At 64.7% G+C, this 21,061-nt stretch carries 21 protein-coding genes; 16 read left to right on the top strand and 5 right to left on the bottom strand.

The annotated features are described in order from the left end of the window. The first annotated feature begins 196 nt into the window (after positions 1-196). The 3 genes from AC07UX_RS13250 (at position 197) to AC07UX_RS13240 (ending at position 2,530) form a co-directional block, all read left to right on the top strand. Positions 197-1,138: an RcnB family protein gene (locus AC07UX_RS13250; RefSeq protein WP_495192472.1), complete on the top strand. Its 942-nt coding sequence runs from the start codon at positions 197-199 to the stop codon at positions 1,136-1,138. Positions 1,139-1,234: 96 nt separating this feature from the next. Further along, a complete protein-coding gene (locus AC07UX_RS13245) occupies positions 1,235-1,909 on the top strand; it encodes a prolyl hydroxylase family protein (protein WP_495192471.1) in 675 nt (224 codons plus the stop codon). Between the two features lie 150 nt (positions 1,910-2,059). Then, positions 2,060-2,530: an RcnB family protein gene (locus tag AC07UX_RS13240; RefSeq protein WP_495192470.1), complete on the top strand. Its 471-nt coding sequence runs from the start codon at positions 2,060-2,062 to the stop codon at positions 2,528-2,530. A 198-nt stretch (positions 2,531-2,728) separates the two neighbouring features. On the opposite strand, the gene AC07UX_RS13235 is transcribed toward AC07UX_RS13240, so the two are convergent. Next, positions 2,729-4,309, bottom strand: a complete 1,581-nt coding sequence (locus AC07UX_RS13235; protein ID WP_495192469.1) for a lysine--tRNA ligase — start codon at positions 4,307-4,309, stop codon at positions 2,729-2,731. A 129-nt stretch (positions 4,310-4,438) separates the two neighbouring features. Between AC07UX_RS13235 and AC07UX_RS13230 the strand changes: the two genes are divergently transcribed. The 3 genes from AC07UX_RS13230 to AC07UX_RS13220 all read left to right on the top strand — a co-directional run bounded on the left by AC07UX_RS13230 (position 4,439) and on the right by AC07UX_RS13220 (position 8,204). Next, positions 4,439-4,828 (top strand): PilZ domain-containing protein, encoded by a 390-nt coding sequence (locus tag AC07UX_RS13230; RefSeq protein WP_495192468.1) that lies wholly within the window; start codon positions 4,439-4,441, stop codon positions 4,826-4,828. 68 nt (positions 4,829-4,896) lie between these two features. Continuing rightward, complete coding sequence (locus AC07UX_RS13225; RefSeq protein ID WP_495192467.1) at positions 4,897-7,665, top strand: ATP-dependent DNA helicase; 2,769 nt, start codon at positions 4,897-4,899, stop codon at positions 7,663-7,665. Next, positions 7,662-8,204 carry a SixA phosphatase family protein gene (locus tag AC07UX_RS13220; RefSeq protein WP_495192466.1) on the top strand — a complete coding sequence of 181 codons (543 nt, stop codon included), beginning with the start codon at positions 7,662-7,664 and terminating at the stop codon, positions 8,202-8,204. The genes AC07UX_RS13225 and AC07UX_RS13220 overlap by 4 nt, the downstream gene beginning before the upstream one ends. Here AC07UX_RS13220 and pip read toward each other — a convergent pair. Then, entirely contained in the window at positions 8,201-9,142 is a 942-nt protein-coding gene (pip, locus tag AC07UX_RS13215) for a prolyl aminopeptidase (protein WP_495192465.1), read from the bottom strand. The genes AC07UX_RS13220 and pip overlap by 4 nt on opposite strands. Before the next feature lie 194 nt (positions 9,143-9,336). Between pip and AC07UX_RS13210 the strand changes: the two genes are divergently transcribed. The 4 genes from AC07UX_RS13210 (at position 9,337) to AC07UX_RS13195 (ending at position 14,512) form a co-directional block, all read left to right on the top strand. After that, the gene (locus tag AC07UX_RS13210; protein WP_495192464.1) at positions 9,337-10,005 is read left to right on the top strand and encodes a 2OG-Fe(II) oxygenase; all 669 of its coding nucleotides are present in this window, start codon (positions 9,337-9,339) and stop codon (positions 10,003-10,005) included. Positions 10,006-10,180: 175 nt separating this feature from the next. Continuing rightward, positions 10,181-12,979, top strand: a complete 2,799-nt coding sequence (locus tag AC07UX_RS13205; protein WP_495192639.1) for a TonB-dependent receptor — start codon at positions 10,181-10,183, stop codon at positions 12,977-12,979. A gap of 73 nt (positions 12,980-13,052) precedes the next feature. After that, complete coding sequence (locus AC07UX_RS13200; RefSeq protein ID WP_495192463.1) at positions 13,053-13,478, top strand: response regulator; 426 nt, start codon at positions 13,053-13,055, stop codon at positions 13,476-13,478. Positions 13,479-13,603: 125 nt separating this feature from the next. Continuing rightward, positions 13,604-14,512, top strand: a complete 909-nt coding sequence (locus AC07UX_RS13195; protein WP_495192462.1) for a dienelactone hydrolase family protein — start codon at positions 13,604-13,606, stop codon at positions 14,510-14,512. 1 nt (position 14,513) lies between these two features. Here the strand turns inward: AC07UX_RS13195 and AC07UX_RS13190 are convergent, their stop codons facing one another. Then, positions 14,514-15,044 (bottom strand): peroxiredoxin, encoded by a 531-nt coding sequence (locus AC07UX_RS13190; RefSeq protein ID WP_495192461.1) that lies wholly within the window; start codon positions 15,042-15,044, stop codon positions 14,514-14,516. Then, on the bottom strand, positions 15,041-15,454 hold the full coding sequence (locus AC07UX_RS13185) for a VOC family protein (protein WP_495192460.1): 414 nt from the start codon (positions 15,452-15,454) through the stop codon (positions 15,041-15,043). Before AC07UX_RS13185 ends, AC07UX_RS13190 begins: the two co-directional genes overlap by 4 nt. A 109-nt stretch (positions 15,455-15,563) precedes the next feature. On the opposite strand from AC07UX_RS13185, the gene AC07UX_RS13180 reads away from it, so the two are divergent. From AC07UX_RS13180 to AC07UX_RS13155, 6 genes are all read left to right on the top strand, one after another. Next, positions 15,564-16,079, top strand: a complete 516-nt coding sequence (locus AC07UX_RS13180; protein ID WP_495192459.1) for a hypothetical protein — start codon at positions 15,564-15,566, stop codon at positions 16,077-16,079. A gap of 431 nt (positions 16,080-16,510) precedes the next feature. Next, a complete protein-coding gene (locus tag AC07UX_RS13175; protein WP_495192458.1) occupies positions 16,511-16,840 on the top strand; it encodes a hypothetical protein in 330 nt (109 codons plus the stop codon). Between the two features lie 18 nt (positions 16,841-16,858). Beyond that, complete coding sequence (locus tag AC07UX_RS13170) at positions 16,859-17,452, top strand: DUF2059 domain-containing protein (RefSeq protein ID WP_495192457.1); 594 nt, start codon at positions 16,859-16,861, stop codon at positions 17,450-17,452. Between the two features lie 577 nt (positions 17,453-18,029). After that, positions 18,030-19,100 (top strand): DNA replication/repair protein RecF, encoded by a 1,071-nt coding sequence (recF, locus tag AC07UX_RS13165; RefSeq protein ID WP_495192638.1) that lies wholly within the window; start codon positions 18,030-18,032, stop codon positions 19,098-19,100. Between the two features lie 108 nt (positions 19,101-19,208). Continuing rightward, a complete protein-coding gene (locus AC07UX_RS13160; RefSeq protein WP_495192456.1) occupies positions 19,209-19,739 on the top strand; it encodes a CHAP domain-containing protein in 531 nt (176 codons plus the stop codon). Between the two features lie 131 nt (positions 19,740-19,870). Beyond that, positions 19,871-20,656 (top strand): CHAP domain-containing protein, encoded by a 786-nt coding sequence (locus AC07UX_RS13155; protein ID WP_495192455.1) that lies wholly within the window; start codon positions 19,871-19,873, stop codon positions 20,654-20,656. 100 nt (positions 20,657-20,756) lie between these two features. Here the strand turns inward: AC07UX_RS13155 and AC07UX_RS13150 are convergent, their stop codons facing one another. Further along, entirely contained in the window at positions 20,757-21,032 is a 276-nt protein-coding gene (locus AC07UX_RS13150; protein WP_056691958.1) for a DUF3297 family protein, read from the bottom strand. Positions 21,033-21,061: the final 29 nt, after the last annotated feature.

The raw sequence follows: 21,061 nt of genomic DNA, 5'->3' as shown, positions 1-21,061 counted from the left end.
CTATAGTCAGTTTCACGGCGACGCACTGATCTGGATCAGCTTTTCGACCGATATTGGTGGTTTGTCGCACATGCGAACCGCACTAACGGACAGTGGCGGCTTGAACGGCTTGTGTCTATCGTCTCTCGCCGATTCTTTCAAATCGCTGCATGACGAGTTCAGCATCACGACATCGGACCCATCGTAGAGAGGGATCATGAGGGGGCGTAGTGCCCCCGATCCGAAGAAAGTCACGACGATGTTGAGGAAGATGATGCTGGCGGGGTTGATGGGTGCGACGCTGCTGAGCGGTATCGCCCCGGCCCATGCGCAGAGCAACCCGGAGCAACGCGGCGGCGGGCGGGCGGAGGGCCGCCCTGCCCAGCCACGCGGGGAAGGCGGTGGTGGACGCGAAATGCGCGGCGATGCGGCAAACCAGCGCTGGCAGCAGCGGCCGCAGGCGCGACCGGACAATCAGCCGCAGCAGCGCCCCGATCAATGGCGCGGCGATCGCAACCAGCCTTCAAATCGCGGGCTGGAAAATGTGGCGCGCGATCGTCAGCAGCAGACGCAAAATTGGCGCGACCAGCAGCAGCGCCAGGACAATCGGCAGGATTGGCGCAACGCGCGTCCCGATGACCGGCGCGACGGGCGCGATGACCGACGAGACGGGCGGCAGGATTGGCGCAACGACCGGCGCGATGATCGCCCGGACTGGCGGAACGATCGCCGGGACGATCGGCAAAATCAGCGATGGAACGACAATCGCGGCTGGACCGGGAATGACCGGAACGACTGGAACAATGGCCGGCGGTTCGACGATCGCAGCCGCTGGGCGAACCAGCGCCGCTGGGACAATGGCTGGCGCCAGGACCGGCGCTATGACTGGAACAGCTATCGCAACCGCTATGGCGACCGCTATCGCATGGGCCGATACGATGCGCCGCGCGGGTGGGACTATGGCTACCGCCGCTTTTCGGTCGGGATTTTCCTGAACAGCCTGCTCTATTCGAACAGTTACTGGCTGGACGATCCCTACAGCTACCGCCTGCCGCCGGCCTACGGCTCTCTGCGCTGGGTTCGCTATTATGACGACGCGCTGCTGGTGGATATCCGCGATGGCTATGTGGTCGATGTGATCAACAATTTCTTTTGGTAACGCGCTTCCTGGACTGGCCTTCAGGAACCCCTGACCCCGGCATGGGAACATGCCGGGGTCTTTTCATGCCGGCCATCCCTGTGGCAGGAGGCGGGCATGAGCGAAGGACAAGATGATGGCGGCACGGCATCGCCGCTGCGCGCCGGGATCGGCGACGATGTGCGCAAGCGGCTGGACCGCAATCCGATGGTGCACCGGATCGAGGCACCCGATCTGGAAATCTATGGCCGCCAACATTTCCTGAGCGCGGAAGAATGTGCCGGATTGCGCGCGCTGATCGACGCCGACGCCAAGCCGTCGACGCTGTTTTCCGGCAGCGCCAATGCCGATTATCGTACCAGCCACAGTTGCAACCTCAATCCTTGGGAAGAGCTGGTCATGGCGATAAGCGACCGGATCTGCGCGATGACCGGCCTGCCCGCCCGCCATGGCGAAACGTTGCAGGGGCAGCGCTACGCGCCGGGGCAGGAATATAAGGTCCATTGCGACTATTTCCCCGTCACCGCGAGCTATTGGCCGCAGATGCGGACCAGCGGCGGGCAGCGGACCTGGACGGCGATGATCTATCTGTCGCCGGTCAAGGCCGGTGGCGAGACGCATTTCCCGCAATGCGAATTCATGGTGCCGCCGGTCGAGGGCATGATCCTGATCTGGAACAATATGGACCGCGACGGGGCGCCCAACCGCAAGAGCCTGCACGCCGCGCGGCCGGTGGAGAGCGGCACGAAATATGTCGTGACCAAATGGTTTCGCGAACGGCCGTGGGGCTGACGCGGTTACACTTTGCGACATAAATGACTGGAATCTGACTGGTTCATTCCCCGGCCGTTCAGTTGCCTGGGCCCATATCTCCCCTTGTAGGCAGCGGAACCGGAACCTTGCCAGACAGGTTCTGCCGCCACGGAATATGGGAGAAACATCATGCGTAAGTTCATCATCCTGGGCCTGCTGGCCGCTACCGTCGTCCCCAGCGTCGCATCGGCGCAATCCTATGGCGAGGCGCGTCGCAGCGAACGCAACCTGCGCGAAGAACAGCGCGACCTGCGTCAGGCGCAGCGTTATGGCGATCGTCGCGATGTCCGCGAAGCGCGACGCGACGTGCGGGATGCGCGCCAGGAAACGCGCGAAGACTGGCGCGACTATCGCCGCACCCATCGGGACGTCTATCGCGGCGGCAACTGGCGTGCGCCCTTCCGCTATAGCCAGTGGAATGCCGGCGCGCAGCTTCGTCCGGCCTATTACAACTCGCGCTATTATATCACCGATGTGAACCGTTACCGCCTGCCCCGTCCGGGCGTGAACCAGCGCTGGGTCCGGCACTATAATGACGTGCTGCTTGTCAACGTGCGCACCGGCCGGGTCATCACCGCCCACCGCGCCTTCTTCTGGTAAGCAACCCTGAAAACACAGAAACCGCCCCGATCGCAAGACCGGGGCGGTTTCCTTTACCCCCACTTGGCCGCGCCGCCCGTTTCCGGGCGCACGCGGCCGATGACGTGCGCAAGGCGCGTCACCAGTCCGAAAGGGGGGTGGACCGATGCGGCAAACGTCCGACCCGGCATTATGTTCCGGGCCGGAGGTTAATCCAGATCAGGCCGCCAGCGCCTGCGCGATCAATTTACGGCTGTTGTCCACGCCGTACAGGGCGATGAAGCTACCCATGCGCGGCCCCTGATCGGCCCCCAGCAGCGTCTGGTAGAGCGCCTTGAACCAGTCGCGCAGCTCGGCAAAGCCGAACGCCTCATCCTTGCCGATGGCATAGACGATATTCTGGATGTCCTCTGCCGTGGCTTGGGCCGGCAATGCGGCCAGTTCCTCGTCCAGCTTGCGCAGCGCGGCGGCCTCATGGGCTTCGGGCGCACGACGCTGGAGCGTGGGCGCGAAGAAATCGCGATTATAAGCGAGCGCATGACCGATCAGCGCATCCAGTTGCGGATAGGTTTCCGCGCTGGCACCCGGCACATAATTTTGGAGATAACCCCACACCTGTTCGGGACTGGCATCGCCCATCACGCCGACAAGGTTGAGCAGCAGGCCGAAAGTCACCGGCAGTTCGCCCTCAGGCAGCTTGCCATCATGGATGTGATGGACCGGATTGCCCAGCTGCTGTTCGATCGCCTGCTTGGCATAGTTGCCGCGGAACTGCCAATATTCGTCCACCGCACGCGGAATAACGCCCATGTGCAGCTGCTTGGCCTTCTTGGGTTCGCGATAGGCGTAGAAAGCGAGCGATTCCTGCGGGCCATAGGTCAGCCACTGTTCCAGGCTGAGGCCATTGCCCTTGGACTTGGAGATTTTCTCGCCCTTTTCGTCGAGGAACATCTCGTAATTGAAGCCTTCAGGCGGGCGGCCGCCGAGCGCACGGCAGATCTTCGACGATTGCGTGACCGAATCGATCAGATCCTTGCCCGCCATTTCATAGTCGACGCCCAGCGCATACCAGCGCATCGCCCAGTCGACCTTCCATTGCAGCTTGGCCGCGCCGCCCAGGATCGACTGTTCGATCGTCTCGCCTTCATCGACGAAGCGGACGATGCCGGCTTCGGCATCAACGACGTCGACCGGCACCTGCAACACGATGCCGCTCTTGGGGCTGATCGGCAGCACGGGTGAATAGGTCGCCTGCCGCTCCTTGCGCAGGGTCGGCAGCATGATGTCCATGATCGCCTGATAACGGCGCAGCACCTGGCGAAGGGCCTCGTCAAAGGCGCCGGCCTGATAGCGTTCGGTCGCGGAAACGAACTCATAGTCAAAGCCGAAGCTGTCGAGGAAGTCCCGCAGCATTGCGTTGTTATGATGCGCGAAGCTTTCGAACTTTTCGAACGGATCGGGCACCTGCGTCAGCGGCTTGCCCAGATATTCGGCCAACATCGCCTGATTGGGGACATTGTCGGGCACCTTGCGAAAACCGTCCAGATCGTCGCTGAACGCCACCAGCCGGGTCGGGATATCCGACAGCGCGTGGAAAGCGTTGCGCACCATGGTGGTGCGCAGCACTTCGTTGAACGTGCCGATATGCGGCAGGCCCGATGGGCCATAGCCGGTTTCGAACAGGATATGCCCTTTTTCCGGCGCACCATTGGCGTAACGTTTCAGAAGCTTGCGTGCTTCTTCATAGGGCCAGGCCTTGGATGCGGTCGCGGCGGTGCGCAGGATATCGGACATTGTCATGATTCACGCCCCCTAAACCCTGCTAAAGCGAAAGAAAATGCTATTCGGCCACAAAAGCACTTTGACAATCGTTCGCAGCTTCAGTTTTCATTAACCTTGCGTATCGATAATGGACCGACAGGAGGCGTCATGCAGATACAGCGCAGCCGCGAGCGTATTGCGGTGGACATTCCCATCGTCGTCACGACGGTGCTGGACAGCCTGGACGGCGTCATCGTCGATCTGAGCGAGGGCGGTGCCCAGGTTGTGGGCTGCACTTTGCCGGCCCGGTCGCAATGCCAGATCGACCTGGACGGCTTCATCGTGTTCGGCACGGTCCGCTGGTCCGAAGAGGATCGCATGGGCATTCGCTTTCCCTATGAATTGAACGAAGGCCCGCTTTTCGACAAGCTGGAGATGGCCCGCGCCGCCCGGCGCGCGCCCGTCGCTTTCCAGCCGCGCCTGCATCCAATTGGGCAGCAGAGCGGCTTCGGCAGCGCGGCCGTGGGTGGCGGCGGCTTTGGACGGCGCACTGTCTGACGCTCTTCACGGGGCGTAATCCATATTTCAGGTTTTCCTTTTGTTCCTGCTCGCCTAGACACGGGCCAGTGATCGATCCCGCCACCCTGCCCGCGCTCCACGCCAGCCATGGTGGCATCTGGCTTCGCGAAGGCGACCGCACGCAGGCATTGGCCAAGGGGCAGGCGATCGCACGCAGCGCCGAAACCCCTGTCCTGCTGCTCAACGCGCCCCTGACCGGTCAGCGCCTGGGCTATCCTGAACTTAACGGCCTCGACCTGCTCGAACTATGGGCTTTCCTGCATCCGGCCCGCTTTCTCGTGCCCACGCCCAAAGGGTTGGCGCAGGCGCTGGGCCTGCCCGCGCCGACGAGCGAGGGCGATATTCCCGCGCTACTGCAACGGGGCGCTGCGATGCTGCTTGCCCGGATGGACGCGACCGGCTGGACAGAGCGGGAGGGCGGATGGACCGCCGCGCAGGCTTTGCACCGGCTGCGCTGGCCCTGGTCGCCGCTGGTCGCGCCGCGCATCGCCCGCCCGCGTGAAGCGGAACGCTGGCTGTTCACCAAATTGCCGGAGTGGGAGGAGGTGCAGCCTCGCCCGGCCCCGCGCACGGTCAGCCTGAAGGAAGATCAGGTACTGGCCCGGCTGGACGCGCTGACCGGCACGGGCGCCGAACCGCGCCCCGGACAGCGCGCCTATGCGGCCGCCGCCAGCATGGCCTTCACGCCGCGCAAGCATCGCGACCAGCCCAATATGCTGCTGGCGGAAGCTGGCACCGGCATCGGCAAGACTTTGGGCTATCTGGCACCTGCCTCGCTCTGGGCCGGGGAAGCGCAGGGGACGGTTTGGGTTTCGACCTACACAAAGGCGCTGCAACGCCAACTCGACCGCGAATCGCTGCGCCTGTTTCCCGATGCTGCGGTGGCGGCGAAGCGGGTGGTGGTGCGCAAGGGGCGGGAAAATTATCTCTGCCTGCTCAATCTGGAAGATGCGTTGCAGGGCGGCTTTACCGGCCGCGCCGCGATATTGGCGCAACTGGTCGCGCGCTGGGCCGCGTTCAGCAAGGATGGCGACATGGTGGGCGGCGACTTGCCCGGATGGTTGCCGACCTTATTCCGCCGCAACGGCTCTACCGCGCTGACCGACCGGCGCGGCGAGTGCATCTATGCCGGCTGCCCCCATTATCGCAAATGCTTCATCGAGCGGTCGGCGCGCGCGTCGGCCGACGCGGACATCGTGATCGCCAATCATGCGCTGGTGATGATCAACGCCGCGCGCGGGCGCGAAACCGGGCAGCGACCGCAGCGGATCGTGTTCGACGAAGGCCATCATCTGTTCGATGCGGCGGATTCGACCTTCTCCGTCGCTCTGTCGGGGCAGGAGGCGATCGAACTGCGGCGCTGGATCATGGGGCCGGAGGGCGGATCGCGCGGACGCAGGCGCGGTCTTGCGGCGCGCCTGTCGGACCTTGCCAGCTATGATGAGGAAGGCGGTCAGGCGATCCGCGCCGCGATCGACGCAGCGCAGGCATTGCCGGCCGATGATTGGTTGAAACGTATCGTCGCGGGCGAGCCGTTCGGACCGCTGGAAGCGTTGCTCGCCGCGGTTCGGGGCACGGTCTATACCCGCGCGGAGGCAGCGGGTGAAGCCGATGCCGGCTATGGGCTGGAAACCGAACTGGCCGAACCCGATGGGGCACTGGTGGAAGCCGCGCAGGAAGGTTGCCAAGCGCTGGATGCGCTGATCAAGCCGCTGGTAAGGCTGGCGCGCAGGCTGGAGGCGGTGATCGAGGATGCGCCCGACTGGCTGGACGGTCCGGCGCGCGCGCGGGTCGAGGGGGCGATCGCCTCGCTTGGCTGGCGGCGCGACCTGATTGCGGCCTGGCTGGCGCTGCTGGCGCGGATCGGCGGACCGGCGGACCCGGACTATGTCGACTGGATGACGGTCGACCGGATCGAGGGGCGCGAGTTCGATATTGGCATCCACCGGCACTGGCTGGACCCGACCCGACCGCTCGCCGAAACGGTGCTGAAGCCGGCGCAGGGCGTGTTGTTGACGTCCGCGACGCTGAAAGGCGGAGGCGACTGGTCCAATGCCGAGGCGCGCAGCGGTGCGGTTCACCTGCCTCATGGCGCGGAGCGGTTCGAGGCGAGCAGTCCGTTCGATTATCCGGGGCGGGCCGAAGTGCTGATCGTCACCGACATCAAGCGGGGCGACATTGCGGCGCTGTCGGGCGCCTATGGCCGGCTGATCGAGGCGGCGGGCGGGGGCACGCTGGGGCTGTTCACCGCGATCCGTCGGCTGCGGGCGGTGCATGCGCGCATCGCCGACCGGCTGGCGCGGGCGGGACTGCCGCTTTACGCGCAGCATGTGGACCCCATGGATACGGGCACGCTGGTCGATATCTTCCGCGACGATCCGCGCGCTTCGCTGCTGGGCACCGATGCGTTGCGCGACGGCGTGGACGTGCCGGGCCATTCGCTGCGGCTGGTGGTGATGGAGGGCGTGCCATGGTCCAAGCCCACGGTGCTGCATGCCGCGCGGCGGCTGGCCGGCGGCGGCAGCGCCTATGACGACCGGCTGATCCGGGCACGGCTGGCACAGGCGTTCGGGCGCCTCATTCGCCGGGCCGAGGACAGGGGCAGTTTCGTCATCCTGTCCGCCGCCATGCCAAGCCGATTGCTGAGCGCCTTCCCGCCCGGAACGCCGATCCGCCGGCTGACGCTGGACGAAGCGATCATCGCGGTCAGCGTACAGGCCAGAGAGCAAAGCCTTGGCGAAAGCGCCCTGTTAGGGCATCAGGGGCGCGAATCCGGCCTGCCCCCTTCAGGCCCTCCCCAACAGGAGCGACAATGAAAAGGCTGACCCTGTTGCGCCACGCCAAATCGGATTGGGATGATCCGGTGGCGCGCGATTTCGACCGGCCCTTGAACCGCCGGGGCGAGAAAGCCGCGATGCTGATGGGCCAGTTTGCCGCGCAGCGCGCCATGCGCTTCGACATGCTGGTCGCTTCGCCGGCGGTGCGGGTGGTGCAGACGCTGGAAACCTTCTTTGCCGGCTATGGCGAGACGCTGGATGCGCGGTGGGACCGGCGCATCTACCTCGCTTCCGCGCCGACCTTGTTCGACGTCATCCGCGACCTGCCCGACAGTGCCGACGGCGCGCTGATGGCCGGGCATAATCCGGGGCTGGAGGAGCTGATCCTGGATCTGGTCCCCGACGACGGCGTCAATCCGCTGCGCGAGGATGTGGAGATCAAGTTCCCGACCGCCAGCATCGCGGTGCTGGACCTCCCCATCGACCGCTGGGCCGATGCACGGGAAAATATCGCGCACCTCGCGAGCTTCACCCGCCCGCGCGACCTGGACCCGGCATTGGGGCCGGGCAGCCGCTAAGCTGCAAAGCCGTCCGTCGCGTGGATCAGGGCGTCCATGATGCCCGGTTCATTATAGGCATGGCCGGCGCCCTCGATCATTTCGAAGCGCGCCTGCGGCCAGGCGCGATGCAGCGCCCAGGCGGTTTCCGCCGGGCAGGCCATGTCGTAGCGGCCCTGCACGATGACGCCGGGAATGGCCGCCAGCTTGCCCGCGTCGCGGATCAGCTGCCCGTCCTCCAGCCAGCCGCCATGCACGAAATAATGATTTTCGATCCGCGCGAAGGCCAGCGCGAAATCATCCGCGTCATGGGTCGCCGATAGCGCCGGATCGGGCAGCAGGCGGATCGTCTCCCCCTCCCACACGCTCCAGGCGCGGGCGGCGGCGATCTGCGCGGCGCGATCGTCCCCGGTCAGGCGGCGGCGATAGGCGTTGACCAGATCGCCCCGCTCGCTCTGCGGGATCGGCGCGACGAACCGCTCCCATTTGTCGGGATAGATGCGGCTGGCGCCTTCCTGATAATACCAATCGATTTCCGACTTCCGGATCGTGAAGATGCCGCGCAGCACCAGTTCCGTCACCCGATCGACATGCGCCTGCGCATAGGCGAGCGCCAGCGTCGAACCCCAGCTGCCGCCGAAGACGAGCCATTGCGCCACGCCCGTCATCACGCGCAACCGCTCGATATCGGCAACCAGATCCCAGGTCGTGTTCGCCTCCAGATGGGCGTGCGGGGTCGATCGGCCACAACCGCGCTGGTCGAACAGCAGCACGTCGTAGCGGGCGGGATCGAAGAGGCGGCGATGGTCGGGCGAAATGCCGCCGCCCGGCCCGCCATGGAGGAAGACGGCGGGCTTGGCGCCGGGCGTACCGGCACGCTCCCAATAGATATGGTGGCCGTCGCCGACATCGAGATGGCCGGAGGCATAGGGTTGGATCGGGGGATAGAGCGTGCGCATGGTGCCACTTTAGAACATGACGCGACCAGATTGAACCAGATCATGGTCCAGGGCCCTTTTGTTTCCCGCATAGTGCGACCCGTCATCTGTTCCAGATAATTTCAAAATGCCCTGGAAACCGCCGGCCGCGAAGAGAAATGTTTGAACGCAAGGCGCGGGATGCCCCGATCGGGAAGTGCTGCGATGCTGGCCCGATGGACCTGACCGATCTCGACCGCCATGGCGCCGTGCGCCTTCCCGCCTTGCTATCGCCCGACCAATGCGCCGCACTCGTCGCTTTATGGGACGAGCCTGCCGCCTTCCGCAAGGAGGTGGTGATGGCGCGGCACGGTTTTGGCAGCGGGCGCTATCGCTATTTCGCCTATCCGCTGCCCGATCCGGTGGCGATGCTGCGGGCGCGGCTCTACCCCGCGCTGGCCCGCCATGCCAATGGCTGGGCGGATAGGCTGGGCACGAGCGACATCTATCCGACGCGCCACGCCGATTATCTGGCGCGCTGCGCATTGGCGGGGCAGGACAAGGCGACGCCGCTGTTGCTCCGATACGAGGCGGGCGACTGGAATGCGCTGCATCAGGATGTCTATGGTCCGCATATCTTCCCGTTGCAGGTCGCGATCCTGCTGTCCCGGCCGGAGCAGGACTTCACCGGCGGCGCCTTCGTCCTGACCGAGCAGCGGCCGCGCATGCAATCGCGCGCCGAAATGGTGCCGTTGATGCAGGGCGATGCCGTCATCTTTCCGGTGCGCGACCGGCCGGTCATGGGCACGCGCGGCGTGTATCGCGTGCAGATGCGCCACGGCGTCAGCCGCATCCTGACGGGCCTGCGCCACACATTGGGCATCATTTTTCACGACGCGCCCTGAACCCGGCCAGCCCCCGTTCAGCCGGCACGGTTACATCTTGCGACAAATATCGCTGGTTGTTGCCAGAATTTTGCGACAAGCGCCTGCTAGTCCAGCGTTCATAGTACAGGGTTTTTTGGGGGTTTCTGTGGCGGTTTCCGTGCGTCTTTCCGCGTCCATCATCAGTGCTGCGCTCATGACCGGGGTCGCGCCCGGCGCGCTTATGGCACAGGAGGAGACGAAGGTCGCCCAGGCTGCGCAAACCGCACCGGTCGATGATGGCGAGGAGATCGTCGTCACCGGCCAGCCGCAGCGCGGGTCGGTGATGGGCAATGTGCAGCCCGAACAGCAACTGTCCGGCGCGGACGTCCGGGCGCTGGGCGTCACCTCCATTTCCGAACTCATCACCGAATTGGCGCCGCAGACCAACGGCACGCCGGTCATCCTGCTGAACGGCAAGCGCATTTCCAGCTTCTCCGAAATTCAGGATATCCCATCGGAGGCCGTGGCGCGGGTGGATATATTGCCCGAACAGGTCGCGCTATCCTATGGCTATGCGCCAACGCAAAAGGTGGTGAACATCGTCCTGCGCCAGCGTTTTCGCGCGGAGACGGCGGAAGGCCGGGTCGGCACGACGACGCAGGGCGGGCGCGAAAATGGCAAGGTGGAAGCGGGCCTGCTCCGTATTCAGGGCGACAATCGCTTCACGCTGAACCTGCAATATAGCCGTGCCGCGCAATTGCTGGAAAGCGAGCGCGGCATCACCGCCACCGCGCCGGGTCGCCCCTATGCGCTGAACGGCAATATCCTGGGCACCGGCACCAACGGCGAAATCGACCCGGCGCTGTCGGCGCTGGCCGGCCAGGCCGTCACGGTGGCGAGCGTGCCGGGGCGCGCGGCGTCGGGCGCGCCGTCGATCAGCGATTTCGTCGCGGGCGCCAATGCCGCCAGCGTGAGCGACCTGACCCGGTACCGCACGCTCAGCCCGGAAACGGAGAGCTTTTCCGCCAACGCCACCCTCGCCCGCGCGCTGGGTGGCATATCGGCGACGCTGAACGGGCGGCTGGAACTGTCGGACAATGATACGCTGCAAGGCCTGTCGTCCGCGGCCTTCGACCTGCCGGCCGGCAGCGCCTTCTCCCCCTTCGCCAATGATGTGACGCTCTATCGCTATCTGGCGCAGGGCGGCGCATTGCAGCAGCAGATCAAGGGCACGACCGGCCATATCGGCCTGACCCTGAACGGCCAGCTGGGTGGCGGCTGGCAATGGTCCTTCACCGGCAATGGCGACCTGTCGATCACGCGGACCCGCACCGATCGGGGGATATCCACCGGCGCGATCCAGGCGGCGCTGGATGCGGGCGACGCTGGCGTCAATCCCTATGGCAGCTTCGCGCCGGACCTGGTCGCAACCCGCCTGACCGACCGCGCCCGCGCCAAGAGCCAGGCGGTGCAGGGCGACCTGCTGATCAGCGGCACATTGTTCGACCTGCCGGCCGGCGGCGTGACCACGTCGATCAGCATCAGCGCGTCGGCCAATGGCTTTACCAGTCGGTCGGTTCGGTCCGGCGTGGAAAGCGGCAATGATTACAGCCGGGAAATCGGCAGTGGGCAGATCAGCCTCGACCTGCCAATCACCAGCCGGTCGCGCGGCGTGCTGGGCGCGGTGGGCGATGTCGCGGTCAACCTGAACGCCGCCGCGCAACATTATTCGGATTTCGGTACGCTTTCGACGCTGGGCTATGGCCTGCGCTGGAAGCCCGTCGATGCGGTTCAGATCCTTGCGTCCGCCAATCAGGATCGCGCCGCGCCGACCGGGGCGAACATCACCGATCCGCTGATTTCCACGCCCAACGTGTCGGTGTTCGACTATGCGACCGGGCAGACGGTGTTCGTCACCCAATTGTCGGGCGGCAATGCGGCGCTGAAGGAAAGCGTGCGCGACCAGTTTCGCCTGAGCGCGCGGATCAAGCCGTTCGAAAAGCCGAACCTCACCATGACGGCGACCTATCTCAACAGCCGCACGCGCAACCCGATCGCCGCTTTCCCGACGCCGACGCCGGCGCTGGAAGCGGCCTATCCCCAGCGCTTCCTGCGCGATGCCGACGGCAATTTGTTGCAGGTCGACGCGCGGCCGATCAATTTCTTGTCTTCGCAGAGCGAGCAGCTGCGCTGGGGCGTGGACCTGTCGGTTCCGATCAAATCGCATATACAGAAGCTGGTGGAAGCCTGGCGCGCGTCGGGTGGCAAGCCGGAGGACCGGCCGCCCGAATTGCAGGCGCTGTTCGGCAATCGCCAGCCCCGTGGCGAGGGCGGTCCGCCGCCGGGCGAAGGAGGTGGCGATCGGCCGCGCGGCGAGGGCGGCAATGGGGGGGCAGGCGCCGGGCCGGGTGGCGGCAACGGTCCGCGTGGCGGCGGCTTTGGCGGTCCCGGCGGCTTCCGTGGTCCCGGCGGCAATGGCCAGGGCGGCGGGCGGATGACGTTCAGCCTCTATCACACCTGGCATCTGACCGAGAGCATCCAGATCGCGCCGGGCGTGCCGCAGCTCAATCTGCTGGACGGCGACGCCACCGGATCGTCGGGAGGCCAGCCGCGGCATGAGATCGAGGCGCGGATCGGTTACATGAACAACGGCATCGGCGCGCGGCTGGGCATCGACTGGGAAAGCGGCACCCATGTGGACGGCGCGCTGACCGGCACGGCAGGCGGATCGTCGCGGCTGAATTTCGGGAGCCTCGCCACCGCGAACCTGCGCATCTTCGCCAATCTGGGTCAGGTGCAAGGGCTGGAACGCAAGATCCCCTTCATGCGGGGCGCGCGCATATCCTTCAACATCGACAATATCTTCAACCAGCGCCGGGACGTGACCGACGCGACCGGGGCGATCCCGCTGCGCTATCAGCCCGGCTATCTCGACCCGCTGGGCCGCACCGTGTCGATCAGTTTCCGCAAGCTGTTCTTCCCCAATTTCGCGGCCAATCGCCCCCGTAGTTAAATAGGCGTTAGGTACGGCTAAAGCCGCTCGTTCCCCGGCCGTTATGATGTCCATAATGGTTGGGGAACCCGAGATGATGAAAGCTGTCAGAATAGTGGTGGTCGATGATTCGCTGACCATCCGCGCGATGATCGAGACGTTGCTGGAACGCGACCGCCGCATCGAGGTGGTCGGCATCGCCCGCAATGGCGAGGAGGCGATCGACATGATCCGGCTGGAAAAGCCCGATGTCGTGACACTGGACATCGCCATGCCGGGCAAGGACGGCCTGGCCATACTGGACGAGATCATGGACATGGAGCCGTGTCCGGTGCTGATGCTGTCCAGCCTGATGCGCGAAGGCGCGCCGATCGTCGCCGAAGCGATGGATCGCGGTGCCGCGGCCTGTTTCAACAAGGCGATGATCGTGCGGGAAGCGACCCGCTTCATCGGCCTGATCCGTGACCTTGGCCGGGGTCTGGTCGTGGCGGAACCAGAACCGGTGGCGATCGCCGCCTGATCCGAATTTGGACGATGGCAAAAAGGGGGAAGTCGCTCATCTGCTTCTTCCCCCCTTTTTGACGTGCGTTTGCCGCGCGCTTGCCTAAGCTGGCCGCAGACCAGCCGGGCAAGAGGAGCATGCCGATGACCAGCAACGATAAGGCCAGCGACGATAACGAACGCCTGTCCGAAGACAGCAATTGGGTACGCAGCACGGGCCTGCAACGCCGCCATGTGCTGGCTGGCGGCGCTTTCGCAGCCGGCTTTGCCGCCGCTTGCCGCCCCGTCGCCAGCAGCGCCGTGCAGACGCCGAGTGACGGGCTGATGGAGGAGAGCGTCACCATCCCGGCCAATGACGGCTTTGCCCTCCCCGCCTTCGTAGCGCGGCCTGCAGGTGGGAAAGCGGCGCCGGTGATCGTCGTGGTGCATGAGATTTTCGGCGTGCATGAATGGATCCGCGACATATGCCGCCGTTTCGCCAAGGCGGGCTATTATGCCATCGCGCCGGACCTGTTCGCCCGCCATGGCGATGCGACCAAGATCGCGGACGTCAAGCAACTGGTCGGCACCATCGTGTCGAAGGCACCCGATGCCGAGGTCTTGGCCGATATCGACACCGTCTATGGATGGGCCGGCAGCCATGGCGGCAATGGCAAGAAGCGCGGCATTGCCGGCTTTTGCTGGGGTGGGCGGATCGTGTGGCTCTATGCCGCGCACAGCCCGCAACTGAATGCCGGGGTGGCCTATTATGGCCGGCTGGTGAGCGACAAGACGGCATTGCAGCCATTGAGCGCGATCGAGGAAGTGGCAAAGCTCAAGGCGCCGGTGCTGGGCCAATATGGCGAACTGGACAAGGGCATCCCGGTCAAGGATGTGGAGGCGATGCGGGCGGCACTGACCAAGGCGGGCAAGTCGCCGCCCGACGCGATCACCGTCCATGCCGGGGCGGAACATGGCTTCATGGCCGATTATCGCCCCAGCTACAACGCAGCCGCCGCCAAGGCCGCATGGGATGCAACGCTTGGCTGGTTCGGAACCTATGTGAAGCGGTAGCTTATTTCCCCTTCATCGCCTCCACGGCGGCCAGCGTGCTCTTCACATGCTGCGCATAGTTCATTTCGCTATGGACGAAGGCGATGCGGCCGGAGGGGGCGATGACATAGGAGGTGCGGTCGGTCATGCCCGGCCGCATCTTGAGCGCGACGTCATAGCCCGTCACGATCGCCGGCCCGGCCGAGGCGACGGCGAACTTGCCCGCACATTCCTTGGTCGAGAAGGCGACGAGGTCATCGACCGGGTCGGCCGACATGCCGATGACGGTGGCGCCGGCGGCCTTGAACTTGTCGATATTCTCCGCAAATTCACGCGCTTCGGCCGAGCAGCCCGGCGTGAACGCCTTGGGAAAGAAATACAGGACCACAGGGCCGCGCTTCAATTGATGCGACAGGGTCAGGGTGAAGGTCTTGCCCGCCTGCGCGCCGCGCGTGGTGAAATCGGGCGCCTTGGTGCCGATGGCGAGGGCGGCCATGGCATTGCTGGACACCAGCGTGGCGGCAGCGGCGAGGATAAGGGACAGGCGCTTCATGACGGGGTTCCTTGCGGCGGTTCGGGGCGATGGTCGGGCTGTTCCCATAATTCGATCGCATTGCCCTCCGGATCGTGGATGCGGGCAAAACGGCCAAGGGCGGGATCGTCCCATTCGGGCCTGGTGATGATCGCAACGCCCGCGCCGCGCAAGTGGGCCAGCAGCGAATCGAGATCGGACACCCGGAAATTCAGCATGAAGGCCTTGTCGGCGGCGAAATAGTCGCTGTCCGCCTTGAACGGGGCGAAGACCATCGGCCCGCCCGTCGGCTGCCATATCCATTCATTGGGCTGGTCGGCGGGATCGACCACGCAGCCGCCGCCGACGTTCAGATGCGTGCGATACCAGGCCGCCAACGCTTCGGGATCGCGCGCTCGAAAGAACAGGCCTCCCATTCCCAGCACCGGCATGGCATCGACTCCCCTCTTGCACGATACGGAGCCTAGCATGGTGGCGGCGCAAGGGAAGAGGCGGGACGCTGAAACGGGAACTGGCAGAGCGCTGGCCGGTTGGACAGGCATGCGCAATTCGACCTTCGCTCTGGCCATGCTGCCGCTGCTGCTCGTCACCGCCTGCAACCGCACGCCGGACAAGCAGAGCCACCAGCCCGGCGTCGTCACCAATATATTGGACCAAGCGCTGCCCAATGCGCAGGAGGCTCCGGCCAACGGCATCACCCCGGTCGAGGCGGCGCCGGATGTGCAGGCATCGGATGTGCAGGCGCCGCCCGCCGCTGCGCCCGACGGGTTGATCCCGGCCGCGATGCAGGGCCGCTGGGCCGGCGCCGCCGAACGCTGCGGCGACAGGGCGGCGGCGCTGGAACTGACGGTCATGCCCGACCAGCTGCTGTTCCACGAAAGCGTCGGCACGGTGACGCGCGTGACCCAGGATGCAGAGGGGCGCGCGGCCGTGGAAGCCGCCTTCACCGGCGAGGGCCAGAGCTGGACCCGCACGCTGGCGCTCAGCCTGTCGAAGGACGGCAAGGCGCTGACGGTGGTGAACGACGGGACGGCGGTGACGCGCAAACGCTGTTGAGCCGGGAGCGGTTGCGGAGTGAACGGAGGCACCGCCCGAAGTTCACAGCGTAACGGGGATTTTGCGCCGGAAGCGCTCCCGAAGCGCTCGCAAGGCTCTCGCGAAGCGTCACGAAGGCGTCCCCGAAGCGTCACGTCCTCCCCTGCCATGACGACACGGACGCACCACCCACGCGCCGCCGTCGCGCCTTGCGCGCGTCGGGCGCCGGGGCGACGGTGCGGATGGATGCGGGAGGCAGTCATCCCGCAGGATAGATCAGGGAAAATCCTATTAGGAAAGGCTTTCGAAAGAGCGAAATGACAGGATGCGGCCGGTCTGGAAGCGACCAAAGCCGGTCACCCTATGCATGCGGCGCGTTGCCTGACAGCGGACATTCTGCTGCTGTGATGAGATAGCGAGATTCAATAATTTCAGGTGGAGAATCCATTGAAATGACGAGCCAACTTGAAATTGCTCAGCCCATAACATGGCTCGGATTTGTGTTGTTTTTTATCGTTTTTCCGATGGCTGCTGGCTACCTCTATTATAGGGTCTGGACGCAAATATGCCCATGGATGTTGGCGATGACATTTGCTGTAATTTGTATGCTTGCAGGACAAGAGATTTCTGAACAGGCACCCGGATGGATAGTGAACCCCTTTCCGGTCCTTTTGCACGTTTCAGTTCGTCTCGCGCCAATTTCAATTGCTTCCTATCTTTCAGGGCTAGCCATTCGCTGGATCATCAACCGCTTGCGCAAGTCGGTCGTGCTTAACAAATAATAGCCGTCCATCCGGTTTGTGGAGGAAAAGCTGACCGAGCTGAACCGACCATTTGCAGTCGATAACCGGCTCTGGCACGGTGCTCTCATGAAGACATTCCTGCTTGCTCTAATGGCAGTAATCACCGTGCAAACAGATGCATTTGGAGCCGAACGTATGCGGTCACAAACAGCCCCGCCAGCGCAAATCGAAGAAGCGCCCAGTGCCTCGAAACTCCAACTGATCAGGCGATTTATGCGCGCCATAGGCCTTCAAGATCAACTCGACACTGGCAGTTTCCTTGAGCGTTACGCCATGCCCGGCGGCCCACTGTGGGACGCTCCTTCGGGAGAAATTCTGACTGAGAGCCTCTCCGGCGGATTTGAGGTTCGGCTCAAGGCACTTAAAGCAGCGTATGAGAAGCGACGAGTGGTCTACCAGCAAGCGTATGAAGAACATCTCAATTGGGAATTTACCGAAATCGAGTTGCAAGAGATTGTGACGTTTCTTGAAGCGCCTGTCGGCCAACATTATCTCGACGGCCGCTGGAGAATGGAAGCCTACACAAATACGAATACTGAAGACATGGAAGCGGAAATCGTGAAAGAGGCCGCTGACAATCTACCAAGATAGCGACGTCGGCTATCAGGCAATTTCGCTCCAAACCTGCCAGTCCGCTAACCACCCTTGATCGCCGATCGGCAGATCGATCCGCAATTTCATCACCCTGATACCGGCCGGTCCGGTCTTGACCTGAAAAGCGGACCGGTACGGAGCGGTCAATTTCCGTCACCCCGGACTTGATCGGGGGCCTCGCTTCCTTTGACGCTTACGGAGAATGCGGGGTACCGGGTCAAGCCTTGTCGAAAGGGCCCGGCATGACGAACGAGATGCGATTGCAAGCGAACGGCAGCTGACAATTGCAGCTTGCCCCATAGCCGGCACCCCAGCGCAGGCTGGGGTCGCAGTCGGAAGTAGAGGGAGGATGGCCTTCTGGCGTTATCCGTCCACGCAGCCTATCCATGCTTGAGATGCCAGCCTGCGCTGGCATGACGATATGTTTCAGGTGTCCGGCCTGATGGCGGCCATTCCATTTCCCACCCTATACAGCCATCACGCCAGCGCCACCGCACCAACGGCAACATTCGTCACTGTGCATCCTCCCAACCCTGCTCTTCCCTCCCCCGCCCGGCCCGGCTACAGCCGCGCGATGATCTGCCGTTTGACCTTGAGCGATTTCCGCAATCATGCGGATGCGCTGATCCTGCCCGATCATGCCTTCATCCTGCTGACCGGCGACAATGGCGCGGGCAAGACCAATATCCTGGAAGCGGTGTCGATGCTGGCGCCCGGACGTGGGCTGCGCGGTGCGCCGCTGTCGGCCATGGCGCGGCAGGACGGCGCGGGCGGTTTCGGCATCGCGGCGGAAGTCGATGGGGCGATGCTGGGCACCGGCGTGACCGCGGCCAGTCCGGATCGGCGGCAGGTGCGGATCGGCGGCGTGGCGTCGTCCGCCAATGCGCTGGCCGATCATCTGTCGATCGTGTGGCTCACGCCGGCGATGGACCGGCTGTTCCTGGACAGTCCGGGCGGGCGACGGCGGTTTCTGGACCGGTTGACGCTGGCGCTGCACCCCGGCCATGCCGCGCACAGCGCCCGCTATGACGCGGCGATGCGGGCGCGCAACCGGTTGCTGGCGGATATGCGCCGGGCCGATCCCGCCTGGCTGAGCGCATTGGAGGCGCAGATGGGCGAGCATGGCACGGCGCTGGCAGAGGCGCGGGCCGATCTGGTGGCGCGATTGAACGATGCGCTGGCCGACCAGCCCGATGAACCCTTTGCCCGGCCGATGATCGCGATAGAGGGGGAGGACGCGAGCGACGAACCGTTGGCAGGCCGCCTGGCCCGCGAAAGGCGGCGCGATGCGGCGGCCGGGCGCACGTTGAGCGGGCCGCATCGCCATGACCTGTCGGTCACCCATATTGCCAAGGGGCAGGCCGCCGCGCTCTGTTCCACCGGCGAGCAGAAGGCGTTGCTGCTGTCGATCCTGCTGGCCCATGCGGCGCTGGTCGCCGCCGACCGGGGCCAGCCGCCCGTCCTGCTGCTCGACGAAGTGGCGGCGCATCTCGACCCGCTGCGCCGCGCCGCACTGTTCCAACGATTGCAGGAAAGCGGGGGCCAGGTGTGGATGACCGGCACCGAACCCAGCCTTTTCAGCGAGTTATCCCAAGCGACCCGGCTGACTGTAACGGCCGGCCATGTTTTTCGTTCCGCAACATAACGCAACGACGAAACGACTCGTCGCCCGGCACTTGTCGGTTCGCCGGGCGTCTGGCCTAAGACCGACATCGGGGTTCAAGCCTACAAAACAAGTCGGGGTCGCAATCGCATGTTCGCTGGTTTTCGCGCGGTTTTCGCGGCATCTGTTCTTGCGCTTTCGACTCTCCTCGCTGTTCCTGCCACCGCCGGCACGTTGCAATGCGCACCCTTTGCCCGGCAGGTTTCCGGCATCGACATTCACGGCAATGCCAATACCTGGTGGGGCCAGGCCGAAGGTCGCTACGACCGTGGCCACGAACCCCGCGTCGGCGCCGTCCTGGCCTTTGCCGCCAGCCGTTCCATGCCGGTCGGCCATGTCGCCATGGTCAGCAAGGTCGTCAACGATCGCGAAGTGCTGCTGACCCACGCCAACTGGTCCTATCGCGGCGGGATCGAGCGCAATGTCCGCGCCGTCGACGTGTCGGCCAATAACGACTGGTCGGACGTGCGGGTATGGTATGGCCCGATCGGCAACCTGGGCCTGCGTTCCAACGCCGCCCGCGGCTTCATCTACGCCAGCGCGCCCAAGGGCATCGACCAGCCGGTGCAGATCGCTTCGGCCGACACGACCGGCGGCGCGGCCGTCCGCTCGGCTTTCTAACTCTCCCCTTTTATTTTACGGGTCCGGTGCGATCCGACCGCTATCCCTGATGTCGGATTAACCTTTTTCAAAGGAAGCCGGTTCTAGGGTCGATCCCGGTGGGGCGATTCTAAAGTTTCGGGATCGCATAGATGTTTCGAGCGATGCGCTGGACCGCAGCCCTGCTGCTGTCCGGACTGGCGACCGCGCCCTCATGGGGGTCTGCGGTGCTGCAATGTGTACCCTATGCCCGGATCGTGTCGGGCGTGGCGATCAGGGGCGATGCGCTGACCTGGTGGGACCAGGCGGACGGGCAATATAAGCGTGGCGACAAGCCGAAAAAGGGCGCGGTGCTGGCGTTTCGGCCCAATGGCCCGATGACGCTGGGCCATGTCGCGGTGGTGAGCAAGGTCCTGGATGATCGCCGCGTGCTGATCCGCCATGCCAACTGGTCCGTGCCCGGCGCCATCGAGGAAGATGTGCTGGCGATCGACGTGTCGGCCGACGGCGACTGGAGCCAGGTGCGCGTGTGGCACAGCCCCACGGGCCAGATGGGCGCGCGGACCAACCCGACCTATGGCTTCATCTATCCGGCCAAGGCGAAACTGCATGACTTCACCCCCGACGCCGCGTTGGGCAGCAGCGTACGCTTCGCCAGGGTCGATCCGGATATGTGGGACGAGCGGGCATTGCCAGCGCTGATGCGCCAGCCGCGCGCGGCACCGGCGGCGAGCAGAGCCGTGCTGACCAGGCCCGCGCGGATGGCGGCAGCGGCGCCCATGCCCGTCAAGGCGATCAAGCCGACAAAGGCGTCGCGTGCGCGCGCGCCGCATCTGGAGGCGGATCCATTTGTCGTGGAATATGCCGACGCCGATCCGTCGCAGCGGACGCTGAGCGCGATCATCGCCGATGTGCGGCGCGAAACGGCGATGAATTGACCCGCTTCGCCCTTGCCAGCGTAGCGAAGCGACGGCGGGCGAGCCAACGAATCGCGCAGGCAGATGAAAAAGGGCGCCGTCGCCGGCGCCCTTCATCCCGTCACTCCGCGTCGGCGGGCTTGTCTTCGCTGCCCTCGGCCGGGTTTTCGAACCAGGCTTCGACTTCGCCGGTCAGCTTGATCGTCAGCGGATTGCCATACCGGTCGCGGCTCTTGCCGGCGGCGACGCGAATCCAGCCTTCGGACATATTATATTCTTCCACATCCTTGCGCTCACGGCCCTTGAAGCGGATGCCGATGCCGCGCTGAAGCACCTCCATGTCGAAATGGGGGCTTTTGGGATTGGTGGACAGATGGTTGGGGGGCGTGTCGCTCATGGTCATATTCCCTGAAAATTTGCGCCCCG

The sequence above is a fragment of the Sphingobium sp. GW821-FHT02B05 genome (assembly GCF_059421905.1).
The sequence above is the reverse complement of the archived record's forward strand: the minus strand, read 5'-3'. Positions and strand labels throughout refer to the sequence as shown.

Excerpts from the sequence above, each read along its gene's own strand:
- AC07UX_RS13220 (WP_495192466.1), top strand. The coding sequence starts at position 7,662 with ATGAAAAGGCTGACCCTGTTGCGCCACGCCAAATCGGATTGGGATGAT.
- AC07UX_RS13235 (WP_495192469.1), bottom strand. The coding sequence starts at position 4,309 with ATGACAATGTCCGATATCCTGCGCACCGCCGCGACCGCATCCAAGGCC.
- AC07UX_RS13250 (WP_495192472.1), top strand. The coding sequence starts at position 197 with ATGAGGGGGCGTAGTGCCCCCGATCCGAAGAAAGTCACGACGATGTTG.
- AC07UX_RS13150 (WP_056691958.1), bottom strand. The coding sequence starts at position 21,032 with ATGAGCGACACGCCCCCCAACCATCTGTCCACCAATCCCAAAAGCCCC.
- AC07UX_RS13190 (WP_495192461.1), bottom strand. The coding sequence starts at position 15,044 with ATGAAGCGCCTGTCCCTTATCCTCGCCGCTGCCGCCACGCTGGTGTCC.
- AC07UX_RS13200 (WP_495192463.1), top strand. The coding sequence starts at position 13,053 with ATGATGAAAGCTGTCAGAATAGTGGTGGTCGATGATTCGCTGACCATC.
- recF (WP_495192638.1), top strand. The coding sequence starts at position 18,030 with ATGATCTGCCGTTTGACCTTGAGCGATTTCCGCAATCATGCGGATGCG.
- pip (WP_495192465.1), bottom strand. The coding sequence starts at position 9,142 with ATGCGCACGCTCTATCCCCCGATCCAACCCTATGCCTCCGGCCATCTC.
- AC07UX_RS13205 (WP_495192639.1), top strand. The coding sequence starts at position 10,181 with ATGACCGGGGTCGCGCCCGGCGCGCTTATGGCACAGGAGGAGACGAAG.
- AC07UX_RS13240 (WP_495192470.1), top strand. The coding sequence starts at position 2,060 with ATGCGTAAGTTCATCATCCTGGGCCTGCTGGCCGCTACCGTCGTCCCC.
- AC07UX_RS13160 (WP_495192456.1), top strand. The coding sequence starts at position 19,209 with ATGTTCGCTGGTTTTCGCGCGGTTTTCGCGGCATCTGTTCTTGCGCTT.
- AC07UX_RS13210 (WP_495192464.1), top strand. The coding sequence starts at position 9,337 with ATGGACCTGACCGATCTCGACCGCCATGGCGCCGTGCGCCTTCCCGCC.
- AC07UX_RS13230 (WP_495192468.1), top strand. The coding sequence starts at position 4,439 with ATGCAGATACAGCGCAGCCGCGAGCGTATTGCGGTGGACATTCCCATC.
- AC07UX_RS13180 (WP_495192459.1), top strand. The coding sequence starts at position 15,564 with ATGCGCAATTCGACCTTCGCTCTGGCCATGCTGCCGCTGCTGCTCGTC.
- AC07UX_RS13195 (WP_495192462.1), top strand. The coding sequence starts at position 13,604 with ATGACCAGCAACGATAAGGCCAGCGACGATAACGAACGCCTGTCCGAA.
- AC07UX_RS13175 (WP_495192458.1), top strand. The coding sequence starts at position 16,511 with ATGACGAGCCAACTTGAAATTGCTCAGCCCATAACATGGCTCGGATTT.
- AC07UX_RS13155 (WP_495192455.1), top strand. The coding sequence starts at position 19,871 with ATGTTTCGAGCGATGCGCTGGACCGCAGCCCTGCTGCTGTCCGGACTG.
- AC07UX_RS13185 (WP_495192460.1), bottom strand. The coding sequence starts at position 15,454 with ATGCCGGTGCTGGGAATGGGAGGCCTGTTCTTTCGAGCGCGCGATCCC.
- AC07UX_RS13245 (WP_495192471.1), top strand. The coding sequence starts at position 1,235 with ATGAGCGAAGGACAAGATGATGGCGGCACGGCATCGCCGCTGCGCGCC.